Raw genomic sequence first — 13,602 nt, forward strand, 5'->3', positions numbered from 1 at the left:
CGGTTGTGCGTAGGATGGCTGCCCGTTATTATATTTTTGTGCCGCGATTGCTGATAAGCTGGACAGACTTTCTAGATTCAATCTATTCGGACAGGATCTGAAATATCACAAAGCCGCTTAAGTTTTGTCCCAAAGTTATGTATCATAGTAGGAAGGCGAAAATACATTTGCTTCAAAGGAGAACATAATTATGGCATTGGACGGAATCGTAACCCGCGCTATCGTACACGAACTGCAAGGCATCCGAGGCGGGCGCATTAATAAAATACATCAGCCAAACGATCGCGATATCGTGCTGAATCTGCGGGCACAAGGCGGAAGCGTAAAGCTGCTGCTGTCAGCTAATCCGACCTTCCCGCGTGTACATTTTACAGAACAAAGCTTTCTTAATCCGACAGAAGCTCCTATGTTTTGTATGCTTCTTCGCAAGCATTGCGAAGGAGGCGTTATTGAGAAAATCACGCAGGTGGGCATGGAGCGTATTATTCACATGGATGTACGTCAACGTGATGAACTGGGAGATGTTTCACTCAAACGAATTATCATTGAACTGATGGGCAGACACAGCAACATTATTTTGCTTGACCCGGAAACAGGCGTGATGCTAGATGGCATTCATCATGTTACACCGTCTATTAGCAGCTATCGGGTCATTATGCCCGGCTTTCAATACACGGAGCCTCCTGAACAAAACAAGCTGAATCCACTAGAAACAGAAGAGGCGGCTTTCAGATCCTCGTATCAAACAGCGATTGAGGCCGAAGAAACCCCCAAACGCTGGATCGTGAACACTTTTACCGGGCTCAGTCCCCTCATTGCTGAAGAGATACTAACTCGAGTAACTAATGAAGTATCTGGTGGTAGTGATCATTCACTATGGAGTACATTCAGTCACATCATGGATGACGTGCGGAATCATCGTTTTCAGCCGGTATCTGGACTAAATGCACAAGATAAAGTGATATTCTCAGCTATTCCGCTGACGTTGATCCAAGGAGAACGTAAGGAATACGCTACGATCAGTGAGTGTATGGAGGACTTCTTCGGTGAAAAGGCAGAAAGGGATACGGTTAAGCAAAAGGTCAGTGACCTACTGCGGTTTCTGCAAAACGAGCGAAGTAAAAATGTAAAAAAACTCGACTATCTCCAGCAGGATTTGGCCGAGGCGGAAGATGCCGATCAATTTCGCATTTATGGAGAGTTGCTGTTCGCTTCGCTGCATGAGGTGAAAAAAGGGGACAAAGAAGTGACGCTCACCAACTTCTATGATGAGGAACAGCGTCCAATGTCCATCCCACTGGACCCACTACTCAACCCGTCGGATAATGCACAACGGTATTTTAAAAAATACAACAAATATAAAAACAGCCTGGCTGTCATTGACGAACAACTGGAGAAAACACACGAAGAAATCCGTTATATGGACAGTCTTCTTCAGCAGCTAGCCCATGCCTCTATGAATGACATTGAGGAAATACGTGAAGAACTGGTTCAGCAGGGCTATCTCAGAGATCGGGTCAAAAAAGGAAAGAAAAAGAAGAAAAACGACCGTCCAACCCTGCACGTCTATACATCATCCGAAGGTATCGAGTTACTGGTTGGCAAAAACAACTTGCAAAATGAATATGTAACAAATCGACTGGCCGGACCAAATGACACCTGGCTGCACACAAAGGATATTCCGGGGTCACACGTCGTTATACGTGCTGAGCAATTCGGAGATGCGACGCTGGAGGAAGCAGCTCAACTCGCTGCTTATTTTAGTCAGGCCAAGCAGTCCAGCAGTGTACCTGTGGACGCCACCCTGATTCGACATGTACGTAAGACTAGCGGAGCCAAACCTGGCTTTGTCATCTACGACCATCAGCGTACGCTTTTCATTACACCCGATGAGGAACTAGTCAAAAAGCTGCCGAATTGCATCAAAAACGGCTAAGTCCTACTAGCCTATTGAATCCACAAAAAAAGCCCTTTGTTCTTTGCACGATACACTTCTTGTGTTCCATGCATAAGGCAAGGGGCTTTTTATTTACTTTTGTCCAACAGCAGCCTTCCTCAATTCCTCGACTACCTGCCCTTCCACACTACGGCTACCCAGATCACCGTGAAAAATAACACCTTGACGCGCGCCGTGAAAATCCGAGCCGCCAGTTGCAATGAGCCCATATTGCGCCGCCATCGCAGTATATCGGCTCTCAGCCTCAGCATCATGGTCCGAATGTCGCACCTCCAAGCCCGCAGGCTTCGCCTCCTCTATAATAGAACGAACCAGCTCATCATTTCCGTACAAGCCAGGGTGGGCCACCACGGGTACCCCTCCTGCTTCACGAATCCAGTTTATGGCCTCCGCAGGCTCTACACGGGGTACAGACACATATCCGGGCGCTCCTTCCGCCAAGTAACGGTCAAACGCGTCCCGCATATCCTTCGCATATCCTTTTTGAACCAGCGTATCCGCCATATGCGGACGTCCAATGCTTTCATCTGGTGCCAGCGGTCTGCCCATCGTAGCCACCACTTCATCCAGTGTGATTTCCACACCCAGACTACGCAATTGACTCAAAATCAAATCATTACGGGTATCCCGTGCCTGGCGAAGCTTTTCCAACCGTTCCAAAAACACTTTATTGCGGTAATCCATAAAATAACCGAGTATATGAATATCCTTATCGCCAGCTCGAGTACTAATTTCCACTCCTGGCACCACAGTAATTCCTATGCGTTTTCCCTCTTCCAGAGCTTCCTCCAGGCCAGCTACCGTATCATGATCTGTAATGGCCACACCTGCCAGTCCTTTTTCCTTGGCCCAGCGCACATTATCTGCAGGTGGTTGCATTCCGTCAGATGCTTGGGTGTGTGTGTGTAAATCATATCGTTTTACGTTAATCTGCTCCTTCATGATACATCCTCCTTCTCTTTCACCTTTGCAAGCTCGTCCTGCGAGTCCCTCAGGACGTCCGTTCCCTGATCATGACGACGCAAGTAAGACAGGAAGGTTACTACCGGAATCGGCAACAACGCCGACTTCAAATGAATTGCATAAAATTCTCGTTTGAACGTGATATCTGAAATATTTACAATTTTCAATAATCCGAGCGCAACTTCATGCTTCACCGAAGATGGTGATAGCATGGTAATACCCAGTCCAGCCTCCACCGCCGATTTAACCGCTCCAGTGCTCCCCATCTCCATTACAATCCCAAGTCGGGAGGCATCCATACCACGATTTTTCAGCTCATCTTCTATTACTTGACGTGTACCAGATCCCTTTTCTCTGGCTACAAAAGGATGCTTGAACACATCTTCCAGAACCACTTTTTTAGCCTTGGCCAGCGCATGTCCTGAAGGCACAATCAATTTCAGTTCGTCCTGCATCACAGGTTCCACCACGATATCCGGATGCTGGACTGGGGCCTCAATCAGTCCTAAATTCAGCTGATGTTTTAGTATATCATCCATAATCTGAGTTGTATTCATCACATTCATCGCCATGCGTATATGAGGGTATTCCTGACCAAACGGTCCCAGCATTCTGGGTACAATATACTCACCAATCGTTAGGCTGGCGCCAATATGCAATCTTCCCTCCAACATGTGAGTAAAAGCAGACATCGCCTCGTCAGCTTCCCTGATCAGTTGCATGCTTTTTTTCGCAAAAGGCAGGAGTGTCGCTCCCGCCTCTGAAAGTTCGATTTTTTTAGTCGAACGTTGCAGCAGTTTTGTGCCAAAATAATCTTCCAAAGACTGAATTTGCATCGTCACCGCAGGTTGTGTCATATGCAGCGCTTGTGCCGCCGCCGAGAAGCTCCCGCGTTCCGCTACGGTATAAAAAATGTGCAACTGATGAAAGTTCATACTGACAGCCCTCTCCCCTCTGTTCTCCCTATTTTAACATAAGAAAAACGTCTGTCGAAGCATTTCCAAGTAAACTTACTGAATTGGGTAGTTTTATTATTGGAAAATAAAAAAAGCATGCAGCTAATAAGTGCATACTTTCTACTTAAACTTAACGGTATTCAGGAAGTTTGGAGATTTTTTCATCTGAAGCCGTTCTCCAAATGACCGTCTATTTTTGCTTACGAGTGCTTTTCATCAGTGTCATGCGCCGCGAATGGCGTAACCATGAATAGTATGACTTCAAATCCCTTAATTCAATGGTCTCCGACATCCGGCCCAAAAAGGTAATGACAATCATTTTGTGAAGCGGATTCCCCGCAATATCCATCTCGCCGGGCAACTCTCCAAATTCGGCCACGACGACCAGATCACCATCAATTAAATATACATCCTCTTCGTTATGATAATAGGACTCCATCCTGTTTTGCTTCAGGCATTCCCAAAGCCAGGCGGCGATATGATTCGTCTCGGACTGTTTCTGCTCTACCCGATCTAAGTAACGTGATTTCGCATGATTTGTTATCACGATATCGGCGACTTTTTTATCGCCCATCTCCACGTAGAACGGTTCGTATGTACTCCATCGCTGCATTGCTTTGTCACGCACGGGATCACTCTCCCCACCAGATAGGTCTTTATATCTACCAATATATTCATATGTTACCTCAACAGACCCGGGACTACAAGTTACAAAATTGAAGTTTATGGGTGATATTTAAGATTTTTTAGGTCTAACAGCATCAAGACCATTATGCAAAAGTCCTGACTTCACGAAAAAAAGCCAGCCTGTAGGCTGACCTTTCAAAAAATGTTTACAATTTATAGACATTTAATATTATATTTCATATTCTTTCATCTTTTCCTTATCGTCGTTGTAATCCGTCCTAATCTCATTTCGAAAAGAGCGCTCGACCTTACGCACATAGGAAAGTCTGCGAATATTTTTAACGGTGTCTTCTGCCCGATCCGCATTCATATATATCACTACATAATGCATACGCTTTGAAATAAAGTGGACATTTCCGTATTTCTCCAGATTGCGGGCAGCCTTGATATCGCTTACCCAAATGATGTACCCTGTCCGCTCGGCAAACATTCGCTTCATCTCCCCCCACTCGGTATCATTCCTATGACCTATCCACAGGAGCATTTCCCTCCGCTGCCACATCCGCCTTTTTTCACATTCGGATCATTGCTCGGCACCTTAATAGTCTCGGACACGGAATATGCAATCGTTTCAGACATGGCATGAAGCATATCATCCAGCGCCTTTTCGGCTCGTTTGAACTCCTTAACATCCACGAATTGTTCCAGTTCCAGCTCAACGACCTGCACTGCATCCTTCGCTTCATGATAGTTCGGATGAAAATGCCCAAAACGCTCCGTTTCCGCGAATAGCTCCTTTTTGGCATCCAGCTTGCGTACACACGCCTGAATAGACGGATTCAATTCCACACGCTGTTTCCAATATAAATAATCCGATACCTCAAAGGATCGGTTGACCATATCGCCCAATTCATAGGCGTTAATAAGCACTTCTGCCATATTGACCGTGTTCAATTCGGCTACGCTCATGAATGTTCATCTCACTTTATATAAAGTTCTACCCTGTAAAAGTAGACTCATTTATCATACCACATCCTTCTTTTGAGAAGAAGGAGTTTCATGCACTTCCTGGCCCTACTATGTAAAAGGAACCAGCAAGCGCATGTCTGACCATTCACTTGGCTGTAAGGTCGCAGGAGAAAGTGTTTCGTCATCCCTTCCTGAGGCATACCAGCCTGTGACACTCCATGGTGCACCGGAAACCACCGCCTCCGGTATCCATTTAACCTCTTTCCCACCGATTCGCAGCCCCACAGCAGCCTGCCAACGAATCGCTTGCTCGATCAACTGCCGGGCAGTGGAAGTATGGTAACTCCTCCATTCTTTTGTCCATGAGGAGGGGACTGTAGATCTTTCTGGAAAATAGTCAGACGGATCAGGCAGTGTATGCTCTTGTTCGTAAAAGTGCAGCGTTCGCCCTGTATAAACCAAACCTGCTCTCCCCTCTTGGGAAAATATAGAACGGGCTTGAATAGGTTCGGACTCCATTTCACTGTTGAGGCTGCCTGAATTTATGTTCTCTGTTTCCGAAATCAGTGGATAATGATGAGCTGGCTCGTCCACACCTTCGGGTTCACGACGTGGACCTAATCCTATTGCAGCAAGCGTTTTTCGTATTTTGACAACAGAGCTCGCCGGAATAATAAAGTCCTTGTCGCCAAGCCGTTCCAGCAATCCTTCCAGCGCGGGATGGCGTGCAACCATGTCTGCATCCTCCTGTGTGCTACATCGCAAAAGTGTTACCGTTGCAAATGCCGTCCGTCCGACATCGCCTGCCCACTGTTCTACCGCCATACGTACATGATCAGGCACGCCTGTCCGGCTGAACTTGTCCAGTAGAGCAGGAATTGCTTTAGCTTCCATCCCTAACTCGATTGCCTCTGTAACACTTTCTCTGGTGATCCGGTATATTGCCATCCGATCTCCTGTCACACGTTCACAGCAGCATTCCAGTCGCCAGCGCACATCATATGCCACATCTGGCGGAACCAATATTTCAAAATCAGGTTGTACATAAAAAGTACCTTGTTCTTGATTTGTATCCTCGTAATTATTGGGACGAAGCATGTCTAACACAGATACATTCCAGCGAAAACACAGTTTACCCGATGCAGTCTGGCCCCAATCACCCATTCCAAACGCAGTCAGGGCCTTCAGCCAACCCTCCAATCCCTCCATGAAAGATCCATTAAAATTAAAATCAGAACCCGTTTCTCCCGCAAACCCTTCCGGATTTGAGGTTGTAGGAATAAGGTCTAAAAGGGCGCCGTTCTTGGAATCAGCTCCGCTCGTACTCTCCTGCTGGATTAGGCCTACTTGAAGCATCCATTGCAGCAGACACTTGATAGATATCCACCCTTCTATTCCCATATACTGGGGGACGGCACACAGCATATAGCGAAAATGCTGCATGGATGCTTCGGCCTTGCCGTATCTTTCCATGAGTGTAGCAAAAATATGCTTGCGCATTTGCCAAGCAGACAAACGAATCCAAGTCGCCAGTTCCGTTTCCTGAATGCGAAAAGACACCGTTTCTTTCACTAACAGCCCCAAACTGAGTAGCAAATCCATCATGACCACCGTTTGCACAGGATACAGCTCTGCATGCGCATAATGCAACCCAAGACCCATCAGGTCCTCCGGGCGAAAGGGGGTCAGTTCATTCAATTTTTGCAATGATCGCTTATGTATGGTTCCTTTGGCCGTCAAAGGGACGCCCTGTACTGCAATACGTGACAACGCATGCAGCAATTCCGACTCCAGGCCTGTCATTGATTCATGTACCGTTATCGGATGATCCGAATGCATCATGTTCATTGGATTTTCCTCTAACAACATATCGTACAGATCCGGTAGTCGATAAACCGGGATATATAAAATTCGTTCGCCCCACGATTTGGTAACAGCCTCCAGCCAGCCCCGGGCACGTAATCCACGCAGTGCCAGTTTCGTTTCGACTCCGCTTAACGATCCCCGGGTAAGCTGTATAGGTTCTTCTTCCTTCATGGGCTGTCCCGCGTGCCGAATAAAGCATCGTCTAAGTACCAGCAGCTCATCCGATGAAAGCTCATTCCAGCTGTCTTGCGTGTTCGTTACGCCCATTCTTGATTAGGCCTCCTTTTTCTTTCCACGATCTCCAGACTTAGCATCCCTGCTTCCAATAGCCTCTGTCACACTAAATCTGCGAACCGCATATTCATAGCCTTGCTCAATCAGGAACAGCTGACGACGAGCTGCAAAATCCATCTCCTTGCTATTCTCCGTCACTAGAGCATAAAAATAAGCTTTATTCTCGCCTGACTTTGGTCGCAAAATGCGTCCCAGTCGCTGCGCTTCTTCCTGGCGAGAGCCAAAGCTGCCCGATACCTCTATGGCTACTGCTGCATCCGGCAGATCCACCGCAAAGTTTGCAACCTTGGACACCAATAGGGTCCGAATTGCACCCTTGCGGAATGCATCAAACCAACGTACCCGCTCCGTCTGGCTCATTGAACCCGTAATCAGTGGGACACCGAGCTCCTGAGCCAATGTACGCAACTGGTCCAAATATTGACCAATAATGAGCGTGGGCAAACCACTGTGCTGCTGCATCAGGCTACGCACCGCCTCCAGTTTGATCGGATTTTCGGCTGCAATTCGGTACTGCTGTCTGCCCTCAGCACGCATACTGCGCTCCAAAAGTTCAGCTGTCATTGGAAGCCGCAACTCCACACAATCGACCTGAGCGATCCAGCCCTGTCGCTCCAGCTCCTTCCATGGCATATCATACCGTTTGGGCCCAATTAAAGAGAACACATCCCGTTCACAACCATCCTCTCGAACCAGCGTGGCCGTTAACCCCAAACGACGGATAGCCTGAATGTCAGCCGTCGCCCGGAATACTGGCGCGGGCAGCAAATGAACCTCATCATATATAATGAGTCCCCACTTCCGCTCACTCAGCAGTTTCATATGCTCAAAATCCCCATCCTTGGTGCGACGGTGTGTCAAAATTTGGTATGTTGCCACCGTAATCGGGCGCACTTCTTTTTTCTGACCACTATATTCCCCGATGGAATCGGCAGAAATATCCGTCTTTTGCTTTAATTCTTCTACCCATTGCCGTACAGAAGTAGTATTAGATGTTAGAATAAGCACTTCACACTGAAGCCGATTCATCACCGCCATGCCTATCACTGTTTTTCCAGCTCCGCATGGAAGCACCAGTACACCACTACCCCCTAAGCCGTCCGCTCCTTCAAACGCATCAGCGGCCTTTACTTGATAATCACGAAGCTGCAACTTCGTTTGTCCCTTTCCCAAGGTAAAACTAAGCTGATTCCCTTCAAGATAGCCTGCCGTATCCACAACGGGATATCCCAAGCGAGTTAATTCCTGCTTGAGCAAGCCCCGATTTTCGGGCGGGACCGATGCGCTTTCCTCATCAACGCGAAGTAAACCAAGCTGTTTTAGCTCTTGCTTGGTCAGTAGCTCATCCAGTAAAGCGGGGGTCTCTGCTGCCAAGATCAAGTGATCACCTATTGTATAGCTGTTGGCTTTCCCTGTCTTTATACCTCCGTCTTCTTTCGTACCTCGTGAAAGCGTCAACGTCCCATAACGAGAAACGAGCTGTTCAATATCATTCAACAAATCACGTGGAATATCCCAACGGGACATGGAATACAAACTATTTTGAATGTCCTCAGCACTCCATCCGAGGGCAGCTGCATTCCACAAAGACAGTGGAGTGATGTGGTATGTATGAAAAGCGGACGGACTTTTAACCAGCTCCGCATAAATCTGCAACTGTGAACGAGCCCATTCCGAACCGGGCAAGCCCATTTCCAGCAGAACGGTAAAATCACGTTGTACAATACAAGGATGATCTGGATTCATGACTACCTCCTGATAATCTAACAATACATCATTTTAAAGTTGAATCAATTTCATAACTCATTAAAGTTTGGTGGTTGTAATTAGATACAGACAAATCGAATCATTTTGATCTATATCTAGTTTTGATTGAAGCAGCTAAAGGTATTATGAAATTGATTCAGTTATATAATAAATAGCTTATCCGTTTATTCGAATATCAACCAGAATAGCAAGGAGTCCAACCCATATTCGGGTTGAACTCCTGATTTAACGCCCGGGGTTAAGCCCCCCCAACAAATGCCTACCTTAATTATTCTTCTAGTGGACCTGCTCGGAAATATGACTAAGCGCCTCTCCAGCGTTGTCTGCAAAAATATTACGAACAGCCAAATCCCCGATTGAGACAATCCCGATCAGACGGTCTCCTTCCGTCACAGGCAACCGACGGATTTGCTGCTCCGCCATCAGTTCAGCTGCTTGGTCCACCGACATGTCCGCACTGGCTGTACGAATACCTGTCGTCATAACCGTATCGACTGAACCCGAACCCGAATTTTTAGCCGCATAACCGCGAACGACAAGATCACGGTCCGTTACTACGCCGATCAACTTATCACTGCCTTCGCTTTCCACAACCGGAATAAAACCAGTATCATTGTCCTTCATTTTGACCGCAATTTCATAAATATTGTCCTGCGGGGTAACCGTTACGCATTCTTTAGTCATAACTTCCTGAACCTTTTTCATGGGTACTCCCTCCTTTTCAAGAGTAGGGTACCCCATTTCATTCAGCTCATACTCCAGATTGAACCGTTCCCAATTCAACTCATTTTAGCCCTTAATTGCCCCTGCTTTTCGTTCCGCAGCGTATCCCGTAGACATCGCAATAAACAACCGAACCGCGTTAATCATAGCATCCTCATCAAAGTCAAATTTAGGATGATGGTGTGGATAAACCGCTCCTTTAGCTGGGTTACCCGCTCCTACGAACATGAAGCAACCTGGCACACGTTCCAAATAATACGCAAAATCTTCAGCAGGCATCAGCTTCGACGCTTCCTGTACATTCTCCTTGCCGAAAACAGATTTTGCTTCATTAAAGAAACGAGATGCTTCATGTGCGTCATTGACAACTGGTGGGTATCCCATAATATAGCGAACCTGTGCTGTTGTACCGTATGTTGCGGCTGTGAGCTCTGTTACCTCATGCAGTCGCTCCTTCATCACCGTTCGTGTCTCCTCATCAAACGTACGAATCGTTCCACTCAAGCGACACGTTTCTGCGATCACATTTTGCGCAGAGCCCCCTTGGATGGTTCCCACCGTCAGCACGGCAGGTCGTAATGGGTCGACTGAACGACTTACGACACTTTGCAATTGCATGACAAGAGCTGAGCCCGCCACGACACTATCATTAGTGGACTGAGGCATCCCACCATGCCCACCCTTACCTGTGATTTCAATATAAAAATCATCTGCCGCCGCCATCAGCGGCCCTGCACAACTCCCAGCCGTTCCGACAGGAAAAGGTGTCCATAAATGGATACCATAAATGACGTCCACACCTTCCAATATACCATCCTTTATTACACTGACCGCTCCGCCAGGCAGCAATTCCTCCGCAGGTTGGAACAACAACCGAATTTCTCCTTGCAGCTCGTCCCGATTCAGACTGAAATAGTAAGCCGTTCCAAGTAGCGCGGATGTATGTCCATCATGGCCGCAAGCATGCATGGCTCCGTCTACGTTGGAGCGATATTCACATTCCTTTTCATCCTGAATAGGAAGAGCATCCATATCGGCACGCAGCAGGACGACAGGCCCGGGTTTAGCACCACGAATGGTGCCTACAACACCGTGTCCCCCTACCTGACGGCGAATCTCGATTCCCCAACTCTCCAACTTATCCGCTACAAAAGCTGCGGTTTTGCTTTCCTGAAAGGAAATTTCGGGATTCTTATGTAAATGTCTACGCCACTCCACCATATTTTCTTGCAACTGGTCAAACCAGGTCTTGTCTATCGCATGTTGTGTCATAATGCTCCACCTCTCCTTTTAAAGCACCGGGCAAGTTCCCGATTCATCATGCAGCGTCACCACGTATGCACCGCTGCTCTCAAGTCTTCATTTTTATCCTATTGTAGCAGATATGGAATTGTTGTGATATCTGTTGCTCCAGGGAGGTTGCAGAAGCCCATCAAACATAATATGATAAAATGGGTAAACGATAAAATGATAACCGTCTGCGAGGAATATACCTTGTGGCGAATACCGGGGGAAGCTGATATGAGAAATACGAAGCCGGAGACTCGAAGAAGAGGCACACCGGATTTCCAATTGCTGATCCTCACTTTGTTACTGGTTGGATTCGGTGTAATTATGGTATTTAGCTCCAGCTCCAGCGTAGCTTTGCTGAATAAAGAATACAATTTTGACTCTTTATATTTTGTGAAGCGCCAATCTGCATTTGCTGTACTTGGACTTTTTATTATGTTGGTAGCTATGAATATTAAGATGGAAAAATATAAAAAGCTTTTTGTACCTTTATTTTTCATAACTATATTACTGCTAATCATCGTTCTTTTTACAGGCTCACTTAACGGCGCAAAAAGCTGGCTCAGGTTTGGTAGTGTTGGCTTCCAGCCAACGGAGCTTGCGAAAATTTCCATCATTCTTTACTTATCTGCACTGATTGTCAAAAAAGGAGATCGCTTTAGAGATCTGCGGACTGGCTACATACCTGTAACCGTCATTGTAGGCTGTGTTGCAGGACTCATCATGCTTCAACCTGATTTAGGCTCCTGCTTCATTTTGGTTGCTACGAGTGGTCTGATTATTTATGCCGGGGGAGCCAGTGTCAAGCATATTACAGCATCAATTGTTCTGCTCGTGCTAGGCGCCTCCATTGTATTTGGTATTGGGTCGTTGTTTGGAGGAGATTCTGGAACCACAGATGGACAAGCTGCTGCCAAGCAAGATTACAAAATCGGACGCTTTCAGGCCTTTCTTAATCCCGAGAAATATAGACAAGGAACGGGATACAATCTGGTACAGTCCTTGCAAGCTATAGGTGAAGGCGGCTTAAACGGGTCAGGATTTGGTAAAGGTATTATCAAGCTTCACTATCTTCCTAATTCATTTAATGATTTTATCTTTTCTGTAATTGGTGAAGAATTCGGATTTATCGGAACAGCCATATTCCTGATGCTATATTTGTATTTCATTTGGCGAGGCATGATCATTGCTCTGCGTTGCCATGATCCGTTCGGAACGTTGGTAGGCACCGGTATCATGGGTTTGATCGCCATTCAGGCCTTCATTAATATCGGCGGTGTAACCCAAACAATTCCAATCACTGGCGTAACGCTTCCATTTATCAGCTTTGGTGGCTCCTCCTTGCTTGTCATGATGTTTTCGATGGGCATTATGCTCAGTATTTCTCGTGAGAACACCAAACAAGCGGTGCAGGAACGCACCACAGGGGTAGCTGTCCGTAATGAAGTACCCAATCGCTTTCAAACTCGTAGAACCAACCGTTTTCGCTAAAAAAAGAACTTCCAAGGACCACTTACAACGGTGGCTTTGGAAGTTCTTTTGGTTATGTATAAAAATACGGAAACCCTCTGCAAAAATGGCTATGCTGTTGATTCATAAAACGAAAACTGGCGATTCTATAACCACCAGTTTTCGTGTTTTTATTCGGGTTATCCTACGGAATTCCCGGCATGTATACAATTGGTTAAAAATGTAGCATTATCGGTCCTTGATTCTATTACACTGCGTCGTCCTTGAACGCGACACCTTCCACTTTTACGTTCACTTCCACGACCCGCAAACCTGTCATACTTTCGACGGCTTCTCGCACATTTTGCTGAAGAATTCGGGACACCTCATGAATAGGTGTTTCGTAGAGTACGATAATACGTAGATCAATGGCAGCTTCCAGCTGTCCAACCTCCACTGATACGCCTTTTTGCACATTTTTACCGCTCAGCCTTTTGGCCCAGCCTTCCGATAAGCCACCTGACATTGCAGCAATGCCCGGTGTCTCTAATGCGGCCATCCCGGCAATTTTACCTACGACATCGTTGGAAATCTTGATGTTTCCTGCTTCCAGTTGTTGAATTTGCTCTGCCATGACCTATGTCCCCCTTCATCCATCCTTTATTTGTATTGTAAAGCCTCAGCCACTCCAAATGCAAACTCTACGTATGAAAAACAACTTTCGTTTACAACCTATATCAT

At 46.5% G+C, this 13,602-nt stretch carries 12 protein-coding genes; 2 read left to right on the forward strand and 10 right to left on the reverse strand.

Annotated elements, in window-relative coordinates:
* Positions 1–190 precede the first annotated feature (190 nt).
* Entirely contained in the window at positions 191–1,936 is a 1,746-nt protein-coding gene (locus MKY75_RS15310) for an Rqc2 family fibronectin-binding protein (protein ID WP_340885822.1), read from the forward strand.
* Between the two features lie 93 nt (positions 1,937–2,029).
* Here MKY75_RS15310 and MKY75_RS15315 read toward each other — a convergent pair whose 3' ends face one another.
* The 9 genes from MKY75_RS15315 to MKY75_RS15355 all read right to left on the reverse strand — a co-directional run bounded on the left by MKY75_RS15315 (position 2,030) and on the right by MKY75_RS15355 (position 11,394).
* Positions 2,030–2,899 carry a PHP domain-containing protein gene (locus MKY75_RS15315; RefSeq protein WP_039270856.1) on the reverse strand — a complete coding sequence of 290 codons (870 nt, stop codon included), beginning with the start codon at positions 2,897–2,899 and terminating at the stop codon, positions 2,030–2,032.
* On the reverse strand, positions 2,896–3,855 hold the full coding sequence (locus MKY75_RS15320) for a selenium metabolism-associated LysR family transcriptional regulator (protein ID WP_340885823.1): 960 nt from the start codon (positions 3,853–3,855) through the stop codon (positions 2,896–2,898). The genes MKY75_RS15315 and MKY75_RS15320 overlap by 4 nt, the downstream gene beginning before the upstream one ends.
* Positions 3,856–4,066: 211 nt before the next feature.
* The gene (locus tag MKY75_RS15325) at positions 4,067–4,504 is read right to left on the reverse strand and encodes a hypothetical protein (protein ID WP_340885824.1); all 438 of its coding nucleotides are present in this window, start codon (positions 4,502–4,504) and stop codon (positions 4,067–4,069) included.
* Positions 4,505–4,732: 228 nt separating this feature from the next.
* The gene (locus MKY75_RS15330; protein ID WP_029517637.1) at positions 4,733–4,993 is read right to left on the reverse strand and encodes a YlbG family protein; all 261 of its coding nucleotides are present in this window, start codon (positions 4,991–4,993) and stop codon (positions 4,733–4,735) included.
* A 38-nt stretch (positions 4,994–5,031) separates the two neighbouring features.
* On the reverse strand, positions 5,032–5,472 hold the full coding sequence (locus MKY75_RS15335) for a YlbF family regulator (protein ID WP_013310906.1): 441 nt from the start codon (positions 5,470–5,472) through the stop codon (positions 5,032–5,034).
* Positions 5,473–5,580: 108 nt separating this feature from the next.
* Positions 5,581–7,605, reverse strand: coding sequence for a helicase-associated domain-containing protein (locus MKY75_RS15340; RefSeq protein ID WP_340885826.1), 2,025 nt, complete (start codon positions 7,603–7,605; stop codon positions 5,581–5,583).
* Positions 7,606–7,611: 6 nt separating this feature from the next.
* Positions 7,612–9,378: a DNA repair helicase XPB gene (locus MKY75_RS15345; protein ID WP_340885829.1), complete on the reverse strand. Its 1,767-nt coding sequence runs from the start codon at positions 9,376–9,378 to the stop codon at positions 7,612–7,614.
* A 297-nt stretch (positions 9,379–9,675) separates the two neighbouring features.
* Positions 9,676–10,104 carry a CBS domain-containing protein gene (locus tag MKY75_RS15350; RefSeq protein ID WP_029517640.1) on the reverse strand — a complete coding sequence of 143 codons (429 nt, stop codon included), beginning with the start codon at positions 10,102–10,104 and terminating at the stop codon, positions 9,676–9,678.
* 84 nt (positions 10,105–10,188) lie between these two features.
* Positions 10,189–11,394, reverse strand: coding sequence for a M20 family metallopeptidase (locus MKY75_RS15355; protein WP_029517641.1), 1,206 nt, complete (start codon positions 11,392–11,394; stop codon positions 10,189–10,191).
* Positions 11,395–11,643: 249 nt separating this feature from the next.
* Between MKY75_RS15355 and ftsW the strand changes: the two genes are divergently transcribed.
* A complete protein-coding gene (gene ftsW, locus MKY75_RS15360) occupies positions 11,644–12,903 on the forward strand; it encodes a putative lipid II flippase FtsW (protein ID WP_029517642.1) in 1,260 nt (419 codons plus the stop codon).
* A gap of 226 nt (positions 12,904–13,129) precedes the next feature.
* Here ftsW and MKY75_RS15365 read toward each other — a convergent pair whose 3' ends face one another.
* Positions 13,130–13,495, reverse strand: coding sequence for an Asp23/Gls24 family envelope stress response protein (locus tag MKY75_RS15365; protein WP_013310912.1), 366 nt, complete (start codon positions 13,493–13,495; stop codon positions 13,130–13,132).
* Between the last annotated feature and the right edge of the window lie 107 nt (positions 13,496–13,602).

Origin of the sequence: Paenibacillus sp. FSL L8-0663 (assembly GCF_038008125.1) — a bacterium.
Classification (GTDB): domain Bacteria; phylum Bacillota; class Bacilli; order Paenibacillales; family Paenibacillaceae; genus Paenibacillus; species Paenibacillus polymyxa_D.